This window comes from Xenorhabdus koppenhoeferi (genome assembly GCF_900116635.1).
GTDB classification, from domain to species: Bacteria; Pseudomonadota; Gammaproteobacteria; order Enterobacterales; family Enterobacteriaceae; genus Xenorhabdus; species Xenorhabdus koppenhoeferi.
Window position 1 is genome coordinate 1 of sequence record NZ_FPBJ01000003.1, and the last position, 21596, is coordinate 21596.

General features: G+C 43.1%; 13 protein-coding genes and 1 pseudogene. 5 read left to right on the forward strand and 9 right to left on the reverse strand.

Going from position 1 to position 21596, the window contains the following annotated elements:
• Nucleotides 1-219: 219 nt before the first annotated feature.
• The 3 genes and pseudogenes from BM329_RS01415 to BM329_RS01425 all read left to right on the forward strand — a co-directional run.
• On the forward strand, nucleotides 220-1068 hold the full coding sequence (locus BM329_RS01415) for a MurR/RpiR family transcriptional regulator (RefSeq protein WP_092547830.1): 849 nt from the start codon (nucleotides 220-222) through the stop codon (nucleotides 1066-1068).
• 214 nt (nucleotides 1069-1282) lie between these two features.
• Nucleotides 1283-2725: a pyruvate kinase gene (pyk, locus tag BM329_RS01420; protein WP_092547832.1), complete on the forward strand. Its 1443-nt coding sequence runs from the start codon at nucleotides 1283-1285 to the stop codon at nucleotides 2723-2725.
• Between the two features lie 252 nt (nucleotides 2726-2977).
• Nucleotides 2978-3121, forward strand: a pseudogene (locus BM329_RS01425) (ATP-binding cassette domain-containing protein); the annotation flags it as partial.
• 157 nt (nucleotides 3122-3278) lie between these two features.
• Here BM329_RS01425 and lpxM read toward each other — a convergent pair.
• The 3 genes from lpxM to znuA all read right to left on the reverse strand — a co-directional run bounded on the left by lpxM (nucleotide 3279) and on the right by znuA (nucleotide 6661).
• Nucleotides 3279-4247 carry a lauroyl-Kdo(2)-lipid IV(A) myristoyltransferase gene (lpxM, locus tag BM329_RS01430; protein WP_092547834.1) on the reverse strand — a complete coding sequence of 323 codons (969 nt, stop codon included), beginning with the start codon at nucleotides 4245-4247 and terminating at the stop codon, nucleotides 3279-3281.
• 123 nt (nucleotides 4248-4370) lie between these two features.
• Nucleotides 4371-5684, reverse strand: a complete 1314-nt coding sequence (gene mepM / locus BM329_RS01435) for a murein DD-endopeptidase MepM (protein ID WP_092547836.1) — start codon at nucleotides 5682-5684, stop codon at nucleotides 4371-4373.
• Between the two features lie 20 nt (nucleotides 5685-5704).
• Complete coding sequence (znuA, locus tag BM329_RS01440; RefSeq protein WP_092547837.1) at nucleotides 5705-6661, reverse strand: zinc ABC transporter substrate-binding protein ZnuA; 957 nt, start codon at nucleotides 6659-6661, stop codon at nucleotides 5705-5707.
• Nucleotides 6662-6737: 76 nt separating this feature from the next.
• Between znuA and znuC the strand changes: the two genes are divergently transcribed.
• Nucleotides 6738-7496 (forward strand): zinc ABC transporter ATP-binding protein ZnuC, encoded by a 759-nt coding sequence (gene znuC / locus BM329_RS01445; protein WP_092547844.1) that lies wholly within the window; start codon nucleotides 6738-6740, stop codon nucleotides 7494-7496.
• Nucleotides 7493-8278 carry a zinc ABC transporter permease subunit ZnuB gene (gene znuB, locus BM329_RS01450; protein WP_092547846.1) on the forward strand — a complete coding sequence of 262 codons (786 nt, stop codon included), beginning with the start codon at nucleotides 7493-7495 and terminating at the stop codon, nucleotides 8276-8278. Before znuC ends, znuB begins: the two co-directional genes overlap by 4 nt.
• 63 nt (nucleotides 8279-8341) lie before the next feature.
• Here znuB and BM329_RS01455 read toward each other — a convergent pair whose 3' ends face one another.
• The 6 genes from BM329_RS01455 to BM329_RS01480 all read right to left on the reverse strand — a co-directional run bounded on the left by BM329_RS01455 (nucleotide 8342) and on the right by BM329_RS01480 (nucleotide 21592).
• Entirely contained in the window at nucleotides 8342-9067 is a 726-nt protein-coding gene (locus BM329_RS01455; RefSeq protein WP_281245118.1) for a thioesterase II family protein, read from the reverse strand.
• 80 nt (nucleotides 9068-9147) lie between these two features.
• Nucleotides 9148-12438, reverse strand: a complete 3291-nt coding sequence (locus tag BM329_RS01460) for a non-ribosomal peptide synthetase (RefSeq protein WP_092547852.1) — start codon at nucleotides 12436-12438, stop codon at nucleotides 9148-9150.
• Nucleotides 12435-13652, reverse strand: coding sequence for an aromatic ring-hydroxylating oxygenase subunit alpha (locus BM329_RS01465; RefSeq protein WP_092547854.1), 1218 nt, complete (start codon nucleotides 13650-13652; stop codon nucleotides 12435-12437). The genes BM329_RS01460 and BM329_RS01465 overlap by 4 nt, the downstream gene beginning before the upstream one ends.
• A complete protein-coding gene (locus BM329_RS01470) occupies nucleotides 13652-14665 on the reverse strand; it encodes a ketopantoate reductase family protein (protein WP_092547857.1) in 1014 nt (337 codons plus the stop codon). The genes BM329_RS01465 and BM329_RS01470 overlap by 1 nt, the downstream gene beginning before the upstream one ends.
• Before the next feature lies 1 nt (nucleotide 14666).
• Nucleotides 14667-15917 carry an MFS transporter gene (locus BM329_RS01475; protein WP_092547860.1) on the reverse strand — a complete coding sequence of 417 codons (1251 nt, stop codon included), beginning with the start codon at nucleotides 15915-15917 and terminating at the stop codon, nucleotides 14667-14669.
• Nucleotides 15914-21592 (reverse strand): aminotransferase class III-fold pyridoxal phosphate-dependent enzyme, encoded by a 5679-nt coding sequence (locus BM329_RS01480; protein ID WP_092547863.1) that lies wholly within the window; start codon nucleotides 21590-21592, stop codon nucleotides 15914-15916. The genes BM329_RS01475 and BM329_RS01480 overlap by 4 nt, the downstream gene beginning before the upstream one ends.
• Nucleotides 21593-21596: the final 4 nt, after the last annotated feature.

Genomic DNA, 21596 nt, shown 5'->3' on the forward strand with positions numbered 1-21596 from the left:
AAATATCGTGGCGGCGGTATGCAGGCGTGCTCATGGTTAGTTCACTCTGTTTATGGAATGCAAATCTTATTATCGCACAAAATAATTTATGACGACATTATCTAAGTTACCCGGTTTTTACCACTGCCAGCCTTCAATAACAAGTAGTATATTTTCATGAGAATGACATAGATTTCTCCTGTTAATGAAATCGTTAAAAACGAGGTTAAACCGCGTCTTATGAACACATTGGAACGGCTCCAAAATAGTCTTGATGTTTTGAGTAAGTCAGAAAAAAAAGTTGCGCAGGTCATCCTTGCCTCACCCCAGACTGCTATCCATTCAAGCATCGCTACTCTGGCCAAAATGGCGAATGTGAGTGAACCTACGGTTAATCGTTTTTGTCGTCGTCTGGACACCAAAGGATTTCCCGATTTTAAATTGCATCTGGCACAAAGTCTTGCCAATGGTACTCCCTATGTAAATCGCAATGTGGAAGAAAGTGACAGCGTCACATCTTATACCAATAAAATTTTCGAATCAGTCATGGCAAATTTGGAAACGGTTAAAACTAATCTGGATATCGCGGCAATTAACCGGGCAGTTGATCTGCTGACCCAAGCCAGAAAGCTCTCTTTTTTTGGCTTGGGATCATCGGCGGCGGTAGCTCATGATGCGATGAACAAATTCTTTCGCTTCAATATTCCGGTAACCTATTTTGACGATATTGTGATGCAACGAATGAGCTGCATTAACAGTACCGAAGGAGATGTTGTTGTGCTGATATCCCATACAGGACGAACGAAAAATCTCGTGGAAATAGCCAAACTGGCCCGTGAAAATGATGCGACAGTGATAGCCATTACTTCAACAGGTTCCCCATTGGCACAGGAAGCTACCCTCTCTATCCTTCTGGATGTCCCTGAAGATACCGATATCTATATGCCGATGGTTTCCAGAATTGCGCAACTTACCATCATTGATGTGCTGGCTATCGGTTTTACACTGCGCCGAGGCTCAAAATTCAGGGATAACTTGAAGAGGGTCAAAGAAGCATTACGTAATTCCCGGTTTGATAAACATCAATAAATCATAAAATAGACTGTGTTTTTGTTCACTATTTATCAATTCTCCAGACTGATAGCATAGAAAGGTTTCCCGCATCTACATCTTCTACAGTGCGGGGTTGATAATCAAGAAATTAAATGGTTATCCTACGATAATCGGAAACTCATATACCCAATGGATTTCGAATTGTAGTTCGAAAAACGAAGGGATACTTCACAGGTCAACGGAGTAATACATGTCCAGACGGCTCAGAAGAACGAAAATCGTCACTACACTTGGCCCAGCAACAGATCGTGATAGCAATTTAGAAAAAGTTATCAGTGCGGGAGCCAATGTCGTCCGCCTCAATTTTTCTCATGGTACAGCAGAAGATCATATCCAACGTGCGAATAAAGTACGTGAAATAGCTGCCCGCTTAGGCTGCCACGTTGCCATCTTAGGTGATCTTCAAGGACCCAAAATACGCGTATCCACTTTTAAAGAAGGAAAAATTTTCCTCAACGTTGGGGATAAATTCCTGCTGGATGCCAATCTGGGTAAAGGAGAAGGAGATAAAGAAAAAGTCGGTATCGACTATAAAGGTCTTCCATCTGATGTTACGATCGGCGATATCCTGCTATTGGATGACGGGCGGGTTCAATTGAAAGTGCTGGATGTTCAGGGCATGAAAGTCTTCACAGAAGTTACGGTAGGAGGCCCGCTTTCTAATAATAAAGGGATTAATAAACTGGGTGGCGGGTTATCAGCCGAAGCGCTGACTGAAAAAGATAAGGAAGATATTATCACTGCGGCCAAAATTAGTGTTGATTACCTCGCCGTTTCTTTCCCCCGTTCAGGTGAAGATCTGAATTATGCCCGCCGACTCGCGCGTGATGCAGGTTGTGAAACCCAAATCGTCGCTAAAGTGGAACGCGCTGAAGCTGTCAGCAGTGATGCGATTATTGATGAAATCATTCTGGCATCTGATGTTGTTATGGTTGCCCGCGGTGATTTGGGTGTCGAAATTGGTGATCCTGAGCTGGTTGGTGTACAGAAAAAGCTGATTCGCCGTGCCCGTCAACTGAATCGTGTCGTAATTACCGCCACGCAAATGATGGAGTCCATGATAACTAACCCAATGCCAACCCGTGCTGAAGTCATGGATGTTGCCAATGCAGTATTAGATGGCACTGATGCCGTTATGCTCTCTGCCGAAACTGCGGCGGGTCAATATCCGGCAGAAACCGTTGCTGCAATGGCACAAGTTTGTTTGGGGGCTGAAAAAATGCCAAGTATTAATGTTTCCAAACATCGCTTGGATATGACATTCGAAAGCATTGAAGAAGCTATCGCGATGTCAACCATGTATGCGGCTAACCACCTGAAAGGCGTCAAAGCAATTATCGCTATGACTGAATCTGGTCGAACAGCCCGCATGATGTCTCGCATTAGTTCAGGTTTGCCCATCTTCTCTATGTCACGCCATGAATCTACCTTAAACCGCACTGCCCTTTACCGCGGTGTCACTCCCGTTTATTGTAGCTGGCATACTGATGGCATCGCTGCCGCAAACGAAGCGGTAAACCGCCTGCGCGATAAAGGTTATCTTTCTTCAGGTGACCTAATCCTGGTAACGCAGGGTGATCAGATGGGAACTATCGGCAGTACCAATACCTGCCGTATACTTGAAGTAGAATAATCATTCATAAAATATATATAGGGTCGTATTATCATGACCCTATTCTTTCCACAATAAGCATATCATATATTTCGTGTTTTTTATTTTCTTCCAAGGTGTTATTGGCTGTCCTCGTTATCGTAATATAAAAACTAACCACCTCATCAAACTACGCTATTTCACTATGCCCTATAAATTTCACATTGCAGCTTGCAAGATTAAAGTAATTTATTATTTTCCTATAGAGGTTACCCCAAGTCACAAAGAAAGGATAAGGTTATTAATACAATAAATAAATTTGGTTTAAAAAACAGAGAAAGTCATAAACCCATACAACTATCTGGAGGGCAACAACAACGGGTTGCTATTGCCAGAGCAATGATTCATGTTATGGAACAGGTAATTTATTGGAAATAATAAAACAAACAATAAGTTAATATATTTATTAAAAATGTTACTGCAAATATTTAATAGCTTATCCCCCTAATAAAAGAATAATTATCTATTAGGGGGGAGGTTTAATCAGTCAAGAAAAATAAATTTTTACACACCCTTTATTTCAATAAGCCTCGAGTTAAAGATCTTCTCTCTTATAGGGTTCAATATCCCCTTCTTTCCGCGTCTTAAGCAGTTTTAATATCCATGTATATTGTTCAGGATTAGGTCTAACCATCTCTTCTAGCTCATGATTCATACGACGAGCAATATACGCATTATCCTGCCCTGCAATATCATCCATTGGTGGCCGGATATAAATATCCAGTTGATGGGTTTGGCTGTTATAAACAGGAAATAATGGAACAACAGCTGCGCGGCAAACTTTCATTAAACGCCCGACCGCAGGTAATGTCGCTTTGTAAGTGGAGAAAAAATCAACAAATTCGCTGTGCTCTTCACCATGATCCTGATCGGGCAAATAATAACCCAAAAATCCCTCACGTACCGATGCAATAAAAGGCTTAATACCTGCTTCACGGGAATGCAAACGGCCACCAAAGTGTGTGCGAACTTTATTCCATAAGTAATCAGCTACAGGATTGCTCTGATGGTTGAACATGCCTGATATTTTGTAACCACGTGCCGCCAAAAGCATAGCTGGAATATCAATCGCCCACCCATGAGGAACCATGAGAATGATATTTTTTCCTTGTGCTTTTAAATCATCAAGAATTTCAGCACCATGCCACTGAGTTCGCTTTAACGTCGATTTAGTACCTTTTAGGCAAAGTTCTGCCAACATAACAAATGACTGAGGAGCGCAAGCAAACATTTGGTCAATTACGTCTTCCCGCTGCGGGTCTGTTAATTCAGGAAAGCAATAAATCAGATTTATTTTTGCCCTACGACGAGCACTTTTTGCTTTTCTGCCAGCCCAAACACCTATCTTCGCCAGTAATGGATCACGCCATTTTACTGGAATATAAGCTAACCCGGCCAATATTCCCACACCAGTCCAAAGCCCCCAATAACGAGGAAGCAAATAAGAGCAATGAAACTTAGGGATATACCCCAATTTACTATCTGTATCTTTCTCTTTATTCATGAGCTAACTCTGATGATTCCAATGCTCGTTTTCGAGACTCAAACTTCTAACAAAAAATAACACAAAAGCGGATGATACCAATCATCCGCTTTTGTGTCTGTCAATTATCCGGCATTAATTCATTCAATCTAGTAATAATTGAGGTTTAACATCCTTAACTATTGCAACATATTCAGCTCGCTCTTTACCATTTAATCCACCAGAACGTGGTAATTTTGCCGTGAGTGGGTTAACAGGTTGCTGATTATCCCAAAATTCAAAGTGCAAATGTGGCCCCGTTGAACGACCGGTATTACCTGATAAAGCGATGCGTTCACCGCGCTTCACTTTCTGGCCCTGTTTTACCAATAATTTTCTCAAGTGCATGTACCGGGTAGTGTATTGATGCCCATGGCGAATGGCGATGAAATTACCTGCTGCTCCATCAAACTTAGCTACAATGACTTCCCCATCACCGACTGCCAGAACCGGAGTTCCTATAGGCATGGCAAAATCAACCCCTCGGTGTGAAGTGATCCGCCCTGTTACTGGGTTTAAACGACGCGGATTAAAACTGGATGATACTCTGAATTGTTTCGTTGTAGGGAAACGCAAGAAGCCACGTTCTAAACCAGAAGCATGACTATCATAAAAACGACCGTCATCAGCACGGAAAGCATAATAATCACTTCCGCCACTTTGCAGGCGAACGCCCAATAACTGGCTCTGCTCACTCCTCCCATCAAGCATTTCACGGGACATCAGGACAGAAAAACGATCGCCTTTACGTAATTTACGAAAGTCTATCTGCCATTGCAGAGCCTTAGTAACCTCCCGGGCTTCGCTGCCGCTTAATCCAGCAATAAGGGCACTGCCATTAAAACTGCCGTCAACAGTGCCTCGGATAACACTATTTTTCCACTCGCCTTTCTGAAACTCTTTTGTTTCGCTAAACGTATCCCCTTCACGGGTATAATCGCGTGTCTCTCGACGTGATATATTCCACGTCAGCGTTTTTAAATTACCGTTTTCATCAATCGACCAAGATAGCGATTGACCAATTCCTAAATTACGCAGCGCTCTATATTGATTTGCTAACAAAGCCACATCTGAAGAATCAATCCCAAATTGGGTCAAAATGGAACTTAAAGTATCACCATTGGAAACAACATATTGATGAGGGATATTTGCTGTTGTATCTGAACTACCCTCTTCATCATTAATTCCCTCATCAGGCAGTTGTTCATTGATATCGCCGACCTCATCATCGTTAGCATCAGAGATATGATTAGGCGTACTGAGAATAATACTACCTGTCCGTTCTTCTCGCTCATGATAAACAACAGGCCGCCACACTGCGACCGCCAGAGTGACTAACGTCAAAGACCCAAGCATAATCTTGTGTGGTTTAGGTAGGTTGTTGTATACCAAAGCGATAGTTTTAACTATCTGCTGCACTAATAAAATTCCTTATTGTACTAATTCAGGCAGCTCAAATATTGTTTTGACAACTGAGTTATAAATTTTATGTAGCTGCCTTTGTCCAATACAATGCCACTCCCTAATGGGTCAAGTGTCCCGATCTTCACACCGGTATCTTTTGCTATGGCATGAATAACGGCAGGCCTGAATTGAGGTTCAGCAAAAACACATCTTGCTTTCTGCTCAACCAATTGTGTTCGTATATAGTGTAATCTTTGCGCCCCGGGCTGTATTTCAGGATTAACAGTGAAAACCCCTAGTGAAGACAATTTATAATGTTTTTCAAAATAACTGTATGCATCATGAAAAACAAAATACTCCTGCTTTTGTACAAGCTTTAAAATACTAGCAATATTCTTATCAGATTCTATAAGCTGTCCATTGAATTTACGTAGGTTTACTTCTAGTTGCTGTTTTTGTCGAGGGTAACGCTCAACCAGTCGATCATATATTGCCTGAGCTGCTTTCTCTGCAATCTCGGGAGAAAGCCAAATATGCATATTATATTCACCATGATGGTGATGTTTGTGATCAGTTTCATGTTTATGCTGATGCGATTCACCTAAATCATTATCATCACCCCTATTTTTCAATAACAGTGGTTTTATAGTAGATAATTCAGCCAGTGCCAGTTGTTTATTACTGTCTATTCTAGAAATCGGTTTTGCCAAAAATGTTTCCATATCTGGGCCAATCCAAACCATTAAATCAGCTTGATTTATTTTTCTGACATCCAGGGGCCGTAAAGCATAATCATGTGGAGATGCGCCATCAGGTAAAAGCACTTGAGTACCTGTTACACCATCAGTAATGGCCGCGGCAATAAAACCTAGCGGACGAATAGATGTAACAACCTCTGCCTGCGCAGCGTTGTTCACTCCAGCCAGCAGACCAGTCACCAATGCGATTTTACGAAAAAATTTATGCACGTATTTCTGTGGGTTGTGTAACATAATATGAATATTCCATGCAGCAACTTGATATTTGTTATATTATAACATCTCAATGTTTCTGCAAGACACTTTTAACATGCCAACTATGATTACCCTAAAAAATGTTACGGTTGAGTTTGGTAACCGCAAAGTATTAAACAATATTTCTTTCACTCTCAAACAAGGCAAAATCCTGACACTGATTGGTCCAAATGGAGCTGGAAAATCAACGTTGGTTCATGTTGTCCTGGGTTTAATTTCCCCTGCTTCAGGGATTATCGAACACAACCAAACACTGAAAATTGGTTATGTTCCGCAAAAACTTAGCCTTGACCCCACATTGCCCCTGACTGTTAAGCGTTTTATGATGCTAAGACCTGATGTAAAATCGGCAGATATCATACCGGTATTAGACCGGGTCAAAGCTGCCCACTTATTAGATCAGCCGATGCAAAAGCTATCAGGCGGAGAAACTCAACGAGTTTTGCTTGCCAGAGCGTTGCTCAACCACCCTCAACTTCTGGTACTTGATGAACCAACACAAGGCGTAGATGTCAACGGCCAGCTGGCACTCTATGATTTAATTAATCAAATCAGAACTGAGCTTAATTGCGCTGTACTTATGGTATCCCATGACCTGCATTTAGTGATGGCGAAAACAGACGAAGTTTTATGCCTTAATCAACATATTTGCTGCTCTGGTACTCCGGAAGTGGTGTCTATGCATCCAGCATTCATTGCCATGTTTGGTCGTCATGGTGCCGAGCAACTGGCAGTCTACCGACATCACCATAATCATCATCATGATCTGAGAGGAAAAATTATTTTGAAAAATGGTGGAGAACCACGTCGATGATTGAATTATTACTTCCCGGCTGGTTAGCCGGTATTTTATTGGCAATTGCCGCAGGGCCTCTTGGTTCTTTTGTCGTCTGGCGCAGAATGTCCTACTTTGGTGATACATTAGCACACGCATCACTACTGGGTATCGCGTTTGGCTTCTTATTGAATGTGAATCCTTTTTATGCCGTTATTGCCGTCACATTGATATTAGCCATTCTTTTAGTCTGGCTGGAAAAACGTCCTCAGCTGGCAGTTGATACATTGCTGGGCATTCTGGCTCACAGTGCCTTATCTCTGGGTTTAGTTGTTGTCAGTTTTATGACCAGTGTACGGGTCGATATGATGGCTTATTTATTTGGCGATTTATTGTCTGTCACTTATGAAGATCTCTGGCTGATTGCAACAGGTGTTGCGATTGTTACCGGATTGCTGACATGGCAATGGCGTGCGCTGTTATCAATGACAGTTAGCCAAGATTTAGCTTTTGTTGATGGGATTAAAATTCAGCGCCTGCGGGTTCTATTGATGTTAGTGACAGCATTGACCATTGGTCTGGCGATGAAATTTGTCGGGGCGTTGATCATCACTTCCCTACTGATTATCCCGGCTGCCACCGCACGCCGATTCTCTCGCACACCAGAACAAATGGCGGTTTTTGCTATTATTGTCGGTATGTTTTCTGTCACGGGAGGGTTAACATTATCCGCATTCTATAATACCCCTGCCGGGCCTTCGGTAGTGCTTTGTGCGGCAATGTTATTTGCGTTGAGTTTAACATGTAAGGCAAGAAGCTGATTATTGGTGAAATAAGCTAAAGATTGACTACCTCCCATCCCATAGGCCGGTAGTCTGTTTTCATCATATGCCCGAAAGTACAGATGCAACAATCTCTATCACTTTTTCTTTATTTTGATCGATAAAGAAATGATCTCCTGATACAGCCTGTACCGTTAAGTCTTCACTGGTTAATTCTGACCAAGCATAAAGTTCAATCGGTTTAACATCTGGATCAGCATCCCCATTTAAAACTGTTATCGGGCTTTTCAGGACAAATCGCTCTGGTTGATAGGTTTCAGCCATTTTGAAATCCGCCCTCAAAACTGGTAGCAAGATATCCATCAGTTCGTCATTCAACAATACTTCATCAGTAGTACCATTCATTTTCTGTAATTCACGGATAAACTCATCACGCGGTAAATGATGAGTATAAGGATTATTATCTTTCAAATGTGGTGCTGGACACCCTGACGCAAAGAAGTGAGCCGGAGTGGGGTAAGCGCGGGATTGTAACTGACAGGCAAATTCAAATGCCACCCGACATCCCAAACTATGACCAATAAAAATATAGGGAGTTTGCGTGATAAAGGTAACATTAACCATTAATTCATTGACCAGCGAATATAAATTTTCATACAGGGGTTCACCAACCCGAGTTGTCCGTCCCGGCGGCTGCACAGCGACAATTTCAATATCATCATGAAAATAAGTTGCCCAATCATGATAGGTTCTCACTGATCCTCCTGCATATGGAAAGCAAAAGAGTCTCAGCCTCGGTTTGCTGATCGGTTTGTGTATAATCAACACATTATTATTTTCCAAACTCCACTCCTGTATTCCTAAAACCGCGTATTGATATGCACCGCGTTATTATGATGCTCATTATGTCAATGCAACTGCTGCTCCACTAACGCAATCAAATTTGTCAGAGAGGCTTGCGGGTAAAAGGCTTTGAGTTTTATCTCAATGGAGAAATGGGCGTTGATTTTCGCCAACAAACGCGCTGCCATCAGAGAATCCCCCCCTAATACAAAAAAATTATCCTCCAGAGAAACAACATGGTGATTCAGTATCCCGCTAAAATAGGATAGAACCTGCTCTGCTACTTCAGAATTCAGTTCAAATTCCATATGCGGTTCTTCAACAGAAGGAACCTGATTCAGCCCTAACGTCAATAATGCAGCAGTGTCAATTTTGTTGTTAATTGTATAGGGAATGGCTTCAATTACCCGCAATTGTGTTGGGATCATGTAGTTCGGTAATTGGCCCTGCAAATGCTGTTTGACCCTATCAATAAGTTCTCGGTCAGTTCCTGTAAACACTGAAGATACAACCAGATAACCACAAAGCCGTTCATGGGGCTGTTTTTCAACTATAACCACAGCTTTATCAATATCCGGTATCTGCTTAATCCATGATTCAATCTCTTCCGGTTCAATTCGATAACCTCGGAGTTTAAGCTGCTTGTCTTTCCGTCCCAGACACAATAATTTGTTATCTTTGATAAAACAGGCCAAATCCCCTGTTTTATAAAGGCGTTCTCCATTAATCTTCGAGAATGGATCATCAATAAACGCATCGGCTGTTAAATCGGGACGTTGCCAATACCCTTTAGCCACCCCTTCTCCCCCAATGAACAGCTCTCCCATCACACCCAGTGGTTGATGACACCCCCGCTCATTAAGGACATACATTCGTGTATTGGCGATAGGCGATCCTATCGGTAACACCCCCTGATGGCTGTGTATGTCTTCATCCGCGAGACTCAAACGCTCCACGCAGCAACCCACAACAGCCTCCGTCGGGCCGTATTCATTAAAATAGACACTTTCAGGGGCAATCATCTTGAGATAATCCAAATGAGCACGACTCATTTGCTCACCACCGACCACAATCACCTTAATATCCAGTGGAGATTGTTTGTGGTTTAAATTAAGTGCCAAATGTTCCAGTTGTGAAGGTGTAGTTTTCATTAAACCTAATGGCTTATTTAGCTCAAGCAAACGCAATAATGCCTCATCCTGCCTCTCCTGTGATTCAAAAAGCATCACATGCCCCCGAGTCATCAATGGCAGGAGCAAACTGGTTATGGTGGCATCAAATCCAAAAGACGTGGTTACGGGCACTCCCTGACCGTCTAAGTCATTCGCACCTGTCGGCATATAAGTTCGTGCGGCCCAGTTAAGATAGTTGTTAAGACCTTTGCGATAAATTTCAACCCCCTTAGGCTTCCCTGTCGTACCCGAGGTATAAATCATGTAACAAAGATCGTTTTTTTCCTCAGTACGTTTCCAACGAAATATTGAAGAAATACAGTTAGTATAATTATCACCACTCCCCGTTTCCCATTCATTTTTCAACTTAACAACAGGGATATTGAAATGTGTGATTGCCTCCAGCAAAGACACATTCTCACCCGCAGCTTTTTCCTCTATCACGATGGCATCGGGACAGGCATCCTCAACAATCAGGCACAATCGATTGAGGGGTAAGTCACTATCCACGGGTATCCATATTATTTCTTCGGTCAAGCAGGCGACAACCGTCGCTAACGCCAAAGGGCTGGCACTTGAAAAAATCACCACCTTCGCCTGGCGTGATGTATCTGCAATAATATGAGTACGCAATTCATCTGCGATCTGTTGACTCAAACCATGCAATTTCTCATAGCTGAACCTCTCAGCATGTGATCCCTGCCAATATTCAATCGCCGTTAGCCCGGGTTCATTATTCAATTGTCGGAAAAAGTGCTGACAAAAATCGTCCTGAAAGACAACATCAGTCTGGTTGAATGCCACAACCTGACGTTGATAATCCACTTCATTCAACAAAGATAGTGCTGACACCTCTTGATCAACATTAAGCATCATTGCTGTGCATATTTGCTGATAGCTGTCGCTTAATACTTCGGCATAATCGGTCACAACATGTGCGTATTGATATTCAAAACATATCTCTACGGTATCCAGATGATTAATCACAAACAGCGTTAATGGGAACTTCCCCCCCACAGGCGTCAATTCATGCTGACGGGCCTGTGTTCCTGATAATGACCAGTCTCCCTGACCCACAAAATAGTTGTACATCACATTAAATAACGGAGCCTGAGTGATTTGTTGTGCATTGCTGACACTGCGTACAATATGGTTGTAAGGAAATTGCTGGTGTTCGATGCCGTTGTAAAGCTGGTGACTAAGCTGAGCGGCGATATTGGCAAACGTGATTTGCGGATGGAAAACGATTTTAATCGGTAACACATTAATAAAATAACCTATCGTTTTTTCCAAACGAGGATCATCGCGCAAAGACGTGGGCACACCGAAAACAATAGTTTGCTGGCCTGTCAGCCGATACAGCAAAGAAGCATATACAGTGAAGTAACCCAGTGCCGGTGAAATGCCCAAAGTAGCGGCACAATGATTAAAAGACGTGACCAAAGAAGGCGTTAATTGATATCGAACCATCCCCCCTTGCTCATTTTTTGATGGTGCAGGGTTGCCAATAGACAGTTCCAAGCGTCCATCAACCCCCACCAGCTCCTTCAACCAATAGTCTTCATCATCGTTCAAATATTCACCATTGAGCAATTCATTCTGCCACGCGGCAAATTCAGCGTATTCAAGGCACTCATCACCTGTATCTCTGGATAGACTCTCCCCTGCATAGACGGTAGCAATATTATTGAGAATCAATGCCACTGAGTCATTGTCACAAATCAGGTGATGGAGGCAGAAATGCAGAATATGGCTCTGCTCTCCCAACTTCACCAGAGAGAAACGAGCCAGACCCGGTTGATTCAACGTAAACGGCGTTTCCAAATTTCTTTGACAATGTGCCAATGCCAGTTGCAGCCGATCATGGTCATTCAGTGCGATATCCTGCTCAGATAGATCCACAACAGTAACGGGCAGCTCAATCTCAGGATAAATGTGCTGGACTAACCCTTGATCGCTTTCGACAAATGCAGTGCGAAAAGCTTCACTGCTTTGTACCGTCTGCGCAATCGCGTCCAGCAACCTGTTTTGATCCAGTGAGCCTGTCAATTCGTAGGTTACAGGTACAATGTACAGCTGTTTTTCGGTCAGTTGCTCTGCCAGCCACAAATCTTGCTGACCCGCAGATACCAAGACTTCATCAATCTCAAAAGCTGCAAATTTTGCGTCTCTTATCTCGCTCATGCCTGATTTACCTCCTTCCCACCTTGACGCAAAATAGCCCCCAAGTTGCGATGTAACTGACCAATCAGAGATTCTGCTTCACCATAGAGCAAGCTGGGTGCGCTACTGACTTCCAAATTTCTTTGGACTTGTTCAATAGCCTCATAATCCTCTTCCAGGGCTTCCGCCAGATATTCCACATCCAATTGGCATACCTCACTTATCTCTGCGTCAGTTTTATGAATAAAATTGAATGTCTTAGACCAGGTTTGATTCGCTGACACAGGATGATAAAAAGAGACAAAAACATGATAGGGCTGCACCCCTATAATCACATTCGGAAACAGCAAATACGTGGCAACCATTTCCCGGCGAGTTTTATGTGGTGTTTGCCGACGAACCTGCGCCAAATTTTTCAGTGGGGTCAGAATCCGGCCATGCTGCGCAAAAGAATCCAGCGAGTAGAGCTGACCATTCAGTGTAGGAGCGAGACTATTCCGGTGTAAGGATTGGACATGATAATATTCGATAAAATTTTCAATCAGTAATTTCCAGTTGGCCCTGACCATCCTTTCACGGCAATTCAGCAACTGGTGTTGTTCAAAACCGATAGCAGACATCTGATCTTCAATGTCAGCAAACCAATGTTCCAAAGAAAAACCGTGGTTAGGTTCACCGGGCATCTGCCACAACATACTGAATTTTTTCTGGGCAACAATTGAGGTCAACGAACGATATTGCTCGGGTATTTCCGGAAAAGCTTCCTTCCAGCGTGCGGCGATCAGATTACCCTGATGGCTGAATGACCAACTGTGGTAAGGGCAGATAAAGGCCTTTTTGCACCCTTCGCCATGATGTTCAAGTCTGGCTCCACGGTGTGGGCAGACATTTTCAAATACAGCACAGCGATCATCATCGACTTTACTCACAATCATGGGAACACGCCCTTGATAATCGACTGTAATAAAGTCACCGATTTTCTCCAGTGATTGGATAGGTGCTATAAACTGAGGGATCTTTTTCCACAGCGTCTGCTGTTCATTATTAAAATAATTCTGACAAATATAGTGCTTAATTTGGCTCTCATATATTCCAACCGGTTCAGTCGAAATATACGAGTGACGCTGCTCAATAATATCGATGAAATAATCAGCATAAGGAGAAAATACGTCATTCAGAACACTTTCTCCGCCTTCGGGTAATTTGCCTGTCGCATTGATGTTAGTATCACTCATTAAGCATCTCCTTCTACCAAAATAGTATTCGCGAATGTCTGAGATTGGGTTATATATGTGTTGTAAAAATCAAAATAGCGATAAACAAATTCCAGATTTGGCGTGGCAATATTGACACGTTGACTCAATTCAATAAAGGAAGCCAGTAAAGTATCGGCTTCTGTCTCTCTGCCATTGATGACATCCAGCACCAAAGAGGAATTAACATCGGGAATTGACAGGAGATACCCTGTGGATTGATGTCGGAAATGTTCACTATCTTTGACATATCCGGTTTTTTCACCAATAGCAGTGCATTCATCAATGATCGATTGAATCACTGTTCGGGAACCAATATTACTCATCGCTGTCTGTACTCCGGTGCGGATTAATCCGCATACAGACGCTGCCGCATTAAGTGTGTTTTTGGCAAAGACCTTATGTATGATATCTTCGCAGTCTTCAAAAGGTATTCCGGCTTGATTGAGTAAATCCAAAACCGCCAAAATATCAGCTTCTGCCTGTTCGGTGAGTTCAACGCAACCAAGATAACTGGTTTTCAAGAACATCACTTTCAGGTTTTGTTTGCCATGCAATACCACTGAAAAATTGAGCACGCCACGGATCACCGTGACACCTAATTTTTCGTCAATAAAGGGCTGTTCTGTGGCAAAACCATTTTGAAAAATAACAACAGGGCTGCGAAGCCGATATTTATAGCGCGACAATTGCCGACAAATGTACTGATTGGAAACTGTCTTACTACACACATACAATTGATCAAAATCTTTTGACAGAAAATCAGCATAGTCAGTGAAATGACCATCAATAATAATACTGTCGGAGTTTTCACTCACGACCTGTCCATGATTTTCATTATCACTGAGTAGTATTTGACGAATTTGGCGGATAGGATGTGCCTGATTTCTGATACCCCGTGAAGATAATAAGAAAACCTGACACCCTTGTTTTTTACATTGATAAGCTAAATAACATGCAACGGCCCCTGTACCGATAATGCCTATCCTGAGCATCTTATTTCCCCCCTATAGCTAATAACAATTTTCTTGTCGTAATAAGCAAGGGAGGTAATATCAGTAGGGTGATCCCAATAAAATAAAGATCCATCGGGTTATTCTGCCCCCAAATCGCCCATCCTCCCTCTTGAGCCAGCAAAATTTCCAAAACAATCCCAGTGATAAGATAAATAATAAAACTACTGAATGTCTTCACCAAATTACGCAGGGCAAAAACGCGGCCATGATATATTTTCGGCACAACGGTCTGCCATAATGTTTGCATTTTGATAATGCTTATCCGCATTGTGATAAAACTGAGTGCAATACAAATACCGGAAATATAAACATTTTTTATCTGCGTCAATACCACAAAACCAATCGCAAACAGAAACTCCAGCCACAATAACGGCATATGCTTCAATATCCCGGGCTGCCAGGCCGATATCAAGCTGACAATCACCATAGATACCCCACCGATAGACATCATGTAACCCGCGTCTGCGACAGAAAAATAGGTTGTGAAATAAGGAACAATGGTGATTAATGTCCCCCCAACCAAAATGCCTTTAAATAAAGTGTACGCGATCATATAGGTCATTTCTGGTGATGCCTTAACCAATCGGACACATCCCATATCAGGAAAGATGATTTTCCAGTTCAATTTAGATAATGTGCCATTATCGGACGGCAGAAACTGCACAGCACTTATCCTGAACAACAGTCCTGCGGCAAATGCGCTGACCATAAAGGTGAGAAGATCAACCGTCAGCACGATGCCTAACCCATAGTGAGAAAACAGAAACGCACCAACAACCGGAGCCAACATTTGTGGCAATGAATCGCTGAGACTGCCCAACGCATTTGCACGGTTTAATGAAGATTGCGGTACCAGCCGATAGACCAGCGTGCTGTAACAATCAATCTGTAACGCTGTCAGTACACTGGTCAGAGCGATGTAAAGATAAACCACGATGGTATTGATGTAACCAAAGTAATTGAACAAAAGCACAATTGCCAGAGCCAGGCCCGCAATACCTTCCGTCAGTAATAACACTTTGCGTTTATCGTAATGATCAATCACATAGCCTACTAACGGCATCAGTAAAAAGGCCGGAAGCACCAAGACTAAATACATATTCGTATAAGCCATGACTGACATTTGTTCCTCAAGCAGCCATAACCCGAACGCAAATTCCGTCAGCTCACTGCCAAAAATCGATACGGCTATGCCAATCCAAAGCGGATAGAATCCATGTACACCCTTCATTCAGCCATTCCCTTTTTTTTACGACGACGAGCCTGCAATACAGGTCTTTCTTCTCTTTTTTCTGACGATATATGGCTATCTGGTACAACTGATACAGGTATTTCTCTGTTCGTCATCAACATGGACTCGATCCATTCGATAAGGTCAGCCAAGGTTGAGCAAGCCATAAATTCTGGCAATTTGAGGGTAATTCCGTGTTCCTTTTGCAGTGCAGACAAAATTTTAATCGCCGTTAACGAGTCTCCTCCCAACGCGATGAAACTATCGTTCATATCCAGCTCCCGTTGCCCAAGATGAGCCAGCAATAAACGACCCGCAGAACTGTTCAGATCTACTGGTGAGGATGGCTGCTCAACACGGTTGCCATCATGGGACGGTAAAGGATGATTTTGTGAAATATGTCCCGGCAACGGGAACTGCTTTATCGATACTTTGCCATTAGCTGTTTTCGGGAATTCAGGCAGATATACAATGGTATGTGGCTGCATATAATGAGCAAAATGTTCACTGATAAACCGACGTATCCGTTCACTTAGCGCTTTTTGTTCGGCCTTATCTGCCTGAGTCTTCACATAACAGAGTAATTTTGTGTCCGCGACAGGGATACTCACATCAATCACGTTGTTTGTCGTCAGTACAACCTGTTCAATTCCTTCCCACTGGGCAATGGCACTTTCTAACTGAGTGGGTTCAATGCGATATCCCCGCACTTTGATCTGAAAATCGGTACGCCCCAGAAATGACAGGCTTCCCTGTTCATCCATGCTGACCAAATCACCGGTTTTGTACATAAGTGGCGCGGCATGATGACATGCTTCTGCCGGAATATAAGGATCAGCCACATATTTGGCCGCGGTCAGGGCATCATTACCAAAGTATCCCTTAGTTACCAGCGGACCACCGATATACAGTTCCCCCGGCTCGCCACGGGTCACGGGTTGACCAGACTCATCCAACACATAGAATCCCGTATTGGGCAATGGCTTGCCAAGCAGCACCGTTTCACCTATGGGGGTATCAGTCATTACCACGGAATCTGTAGCGGTAATGGTGGTTTCAGTCTGTGCATAAGCATTGGAGAAAATGACACCTTCAGGCACGCACTGTTGCCATTTTTTCAACGTTTGTGGATCAACTTTTTCAGTTCCCACTAAAATGCGCCGTAAGTGGGATGGATAATCCATAGCAGGATCTGCCAGACTATCTACCCATCCCTGCCAATAGGCAGATGGTAAATCAGCCAGAGAAACTTGTTGTTCAATCAATAATTGATTGAAGTCAGCAAAAGTATCCGGTGGTGTATCACCGAAAAAGACAACACTCCCTCCTGCAACCCAAACAGGGAACAGTTCTTCAAGAACAATGTCCCAGCATAAATCGGTAAATTGAAGCATTCTGTCTTCTGGATGAATATCCAAATACTCCTTCATCATCAGACAATGGTGAGCAATCGCGCCATGAGAATTCATCACACAATTGGCTTTTTGGGTACTCCCTGAAGTACAGGTAATGTAAGCTGTCTGGCCGGCTGGTATCTCTTTTCCGGGGTTTTGCAGCAATGTGCTATTTTTCTCAGTAACTCCGCATTGACGCAATAACGTTTCTTCATCGTAAAAGTTGAAAGACCGGACATGAGAAAGCGTTTTCAATAACGAAACAAGCGTATCATTTCTCACCTCGTTGCCATCATTCAGAGCGCCATAATCCCCGTCGATAAGGGCAAATCGCGGGTTCAGTTCTGAAAGCAGGAATTCAATCTGGGTATCAGGCAATTTTTTATCAACAGGCACGTACACACCCCCCGCTTTCAGTACAGCTAATACCGAGACAGCCAAAGGAATTCCACGGCGTACACTGACAAAAACCGGTTCTTCCGGCTGTAGCCCCTGATTCAATAGAGAATGAGCTAACGCATTTGCCTGTCGGTTTAATTCAGCAAATGAAAGCTGACGTTTCCCTGCTTTCAAACTGACATCAATTAATGCGCATGCCTGTGGCGCATCAACAACACCTTCCTCAAATAAAGCATGGATCGGTGCTCTGTACAGCAGATCTTTCCGCAATGGTCCAATCGCTATGGAAGGCGTATCCAGCGAATTCAAATAAGCAATAATATCTGCTAACGTCAATATGTCAGATTCAGGGAAATTAATGAGATAATGCAATAACTGGATCAGCTTGCCTGACAGCGTTTTGATTTGTTCCTTGCTGTAGGCTTGCGCTGCATACTCCCAATGGAGATATAAATCATCTTCGCTATGAAACACATCCAAAGATAATTGACCTACAATGTAACGCTTAGGGTTATCCAACAGTAAAAACCAACTGTCACTGTCATTAAGTTTGAGTTTACGGGGACTAAAGTTGAAATCATAATTGAGATAACGTGTTACCTTGTCCGAACGATACCCCAGACTGCAATTTTGTATCGTCAAATCGTCAACGGTAATATCCTGATTGGAAAAAATATCCAGTAATTGTTCACACGTCAGATCAAAATATTCACTGAAATGTTGTTCATCCCTGCGGGTATTCACCCGAACAGGCAACATTGCGGTCGTTAAACCTACCAGATTGTCGAAGTTATCAAAATTACGCCCTGATACTGAAGTAGACATAACAAACTGAGATTGCTTAAGCACCGTCCCCAGAAAAATAGAATAGACGGTATACATCAACATATAAGGTGTTACACGTTGTTTAGCAGCATAAGCCAGAATTTCAGAGGTCAGTTCAGGCGGCAATTTATCAAGGTGGAAACCACCCGTAGCAAGCACTTCTTCCCCCCCTGTCAGTACCGCAGGATCGGGCGCCGGTAAATTAGCCAGGTCCGTCTGCCATCCAGACAGATACTTATGCCAGAATGATTTTTGATGAATAAACTCTGGTATTTTTTTGAATGCAGCCAGACGGTTCAGATACTCCTCGTATTGCATTGCGGGAGGTAAATCACGGTTTCCATGATAAGCCGCCGCCAATTCATCAATAAGCACATCTAAAGAGATACCATCCACAATCGTATGATGGGCAATCAAAAGGATCATATCCACACGGTGATGCCTGGATGCGTACGATGCCAAACAAGCTTTATCCCAAACCGGCCGGGATAAATCAATCTGAGCAACATGCACTCTGAACATCGGCCCACAATCAAGCCTAAATTCCTCATCCAGACACATTTGCTGCCATTGAAAAAACTGTTCTGGTGAATCAATGCTCGCCGTCTCGGTATGTATTACGGCATGATGGTCAAACTGACCGGCTACCGTTCTAAAGGTTTCGGGACAAAAAATCTGGCGCAATTGTTGATGGCGATTGAATAAGTACTCAATAGTGCTGTTGAAACGGTGTAGATCTAACCCATCGGTGATCACAAGTTGGACAAATTCATTGTAAGACCTTGATGCCGCAGGATCGTACCAGCTGGACATCGCCAGATTTTTTTGCAACTTAAATTCGGGCAAAGTAATGATGCTGGCTTTTACTTCGGTAGTGGCATCCGATTCTGTGGATACGTTCAACAATCTGGGTTTGCCGGAAATTGCCTCAACGGATTGTTCAAAAGCATCGAAACACGCATTCAGCACGCTATCATCATGAGCAGTGGAGAGGAAACAGGTACGTCCTTCCCAAGTATAAACCCCGTTCATCAGCAAGTGATGGAAAAACAGTTCGTGTGTTTTCTTCTGTCTGAACTTAAATAATGAACCAAAATTTGCCACTTCTATACCGCAATTTGCCGCAGTGAACAAACCATTAAGCCGTTCAACAAAACCTGAAGTTCTGTCGTTCAAATCTGTTTGTAACGCTGGTCCCGCTGCTTTCATCCGCAATAACGTTGCTTCGGCCGCTACCATCGTCAGAGGATGTTTACAGAACGTTCCGGCAAAAAAGGTCGTTTCATTCGGCGGATAAGATGTGTCACCGAATTGCCAGAAACCCCCGTCAAGATAATCCATTATTGCCGAATTCCCCGCTAAGATGCCAATCGGCATCCCCCCACCGATGACTTTGCCATATGTCACCAAATCGGCCTTGATCTGATAGTAATGCTGCGCTCCCTCTGGGTGATAACGAAACCCCGTGATGATTTCGTCAAATAGCAGTACAACGTTCTGTTGCGCAGTGATTTTCCGCAACGACTGAATAAAAGGTTTTGGTCGTAAATTGATATTACGTGATTGAACGGGTTCAACCATCACCATGGCAATTTCATTCCCGTGCGCTGCAATATAGTCCAGACTTTGTTGCTCTCCATAATTGAGAACCACAATATCCTGTCCCAACGTTTCAGGAATACCGCTGGATTGAGGATATATCTCGCCCTGTTTCATGCCCCCCATAAAAAGGATTTCCGTATAGTGACCATGATAGGCATTATTAAAGATAACTATCTTTCTTTTCCTGCTGGCCGCTCTGGCTACCCGGCAGGCCAACATAATTGCCTCTGTGCCTGAATTGGTGAAAGAGACTCGTTCAACCCCCGTAATTTCGGATATTAAATCCGCAACAACCATAGCTGACTCATCAATCGGCCCGAGATGAAAACCACGTTGCAGCCGTTTTTGCAACGCGCCCTGAATAAAATCAGGATTATGTCCAAAAAAGTTAACACCAAACCCCATCGCAATATCGATAAAAATATTGCCATTTAAATCAGTAAAGTGTGCTCCTTTTGCCGTTTTTCCTACAATCGGATAACACAACTCTTTGAGTTTACTGTTAAATTGAATAGAGTTTCGATTATCACAAAGCACTTTCCGGTATTTCTGTACCGCCGCTTTGGAAACACTGGTTTTCGCATTGTACTGCTGAATAAATGCAGTTGTTTCAGCATCATCTGGCCCGGATACCGAAACCTCAACGGGTTTATAAGTAAATTTAGCTTTTTCACCAGACGTTATTTGTTCTCCAGATGATGTTGATGGTTTGCTCACCGCAGATGGGGACTGTTCAGGCAGAACCGCCGGTTCATTAATAGAGACTGGTGCCTGTTGTTGGGGGCTTGGTTGAGTGCTGCTTTCAGATAAAACTTTTTTTGTCTGAACAACCTTGTCTGTCTGAACAACACTGCCTGCCGCAATAACAGGATTCCCTCCCCCAAGATTCTGTAATACCGCCAGCTGCTGTTGGAACAATTGCTGCATGGCATTTAACTGGGATGCCATAATGCTCTGTTTGATCTCACTGCCTGAACAGTTCCCTATACCTGATGCGTATTCAATGCTTGGTGTATTCTCAATGATGGGATCAGCTTCACGGCGAATAATATTCTGTTCGTCGGACATGATTGTTGCTGGCGCTACAGCAGGCGATATGGGAGGAAGCGTTATATCATTTTCAGCAATCACCATTGTCTGTGTCTGTGCTTGTAAACTCGGCTCAGGGACAAAAACTGTAGGTGGCTTATCATTCGCATGATCAACCGTAATAGGTTGCGCTTGATTGCTGATAAAATCAGCGACTTTATTAAGATTCGACAATCCCTTGAAAAACTTTCCAATGCCTATATCAACCCCATATTGGGATTTAATATTGTTTTTCAGTCGAATCAACGTGAGAGATTCAATACCCATCGCCAGAAAATCAGTATCTGTAGGCACATGCTCACTCGCTAATTCTGATTGTAACCAGCTTTGCAGAGAGTGTTTAATTTCATTCGGCAGTTGAGTCATTACA

Excerpts from the sequence above, each read along its gene's own strand:
- lpxM (WP_092547834.1), bottom strand. The coding sequence starts at position 4,247 with ATGAATAAAGAGAAAGATACAGATAGTAAATTGGGGTATATCCCTAAG.
- pyk (WP_092547832.1), top strand. The coding sequence starts at position 1,283 with ATGTCCAGACGGCTCAGAAGAACGAAAATCGTCACTACACTTGGCCCA.
- znuA (WP_092547837.1), bottom strand. The coding sequence starts at position 6,661 with ATGTTACACAACCCACAGAAATACGTGCATAAATTTTTTCGTAAAATC.
- BM329_RS01475 (WP_092547860.1), bottom strand. The coding sequence starts at position 15,917 with ATGAAGGGTGTACATGGATTCTATCCGCTTTGGATTGGCATAGCCGTA.
- BM329_RS01415 (WP_092547830.1), top strand. The coding sequence starts at position 220 with ATGAACACATTGGAACGGCTCCAAAATAGTCTTGATGTTTTGAGTAAG.
- znuB (WP_092547846.1), top strand. The coding sequence starts at position 7,493 with ATGATTGAATTATTACTTCCCGGCTGGTTAGCCGGTATTTTATTGGCA.
- znuC (WP_092547844.1), top strand. The coding sequence starts at position 6,738 with ATGCCAACTATGATTACCCTAAAAAATGTTACGGTTGAGTTTGGTAAC.
- BM329_RS01460 (WP_092547852.1), bottom strand. The coding sequence starts at position 12,438 with ATGAGCGAGATAAGAGACGCAAAATTTGCAGCTTTTGAGATTGATGAA.
- BM329_RS01470 (WP_092547857.1), bottom strand. The coding sequence starts at position 14,665 with ATGCTCAGGATAGGCATTATCGGTACAGGGGCCGTTGCATGTTATTTA.
- BM329_RS01480 (WP_092547863.1), bottom strand. The coding sequence starts at position 21,592 with ATGACTCAACTGCCGAATGAAATTAAACACTCTCTGCAAAGCTGGTTA.
- BM329_RS01465 (WP_092547854.1), bottom strand. The coding sequence starts at position 13,652 with ATGAGTGATACTAACATCAATGCGACAGGCAAATTACCCGAAGGCGGA.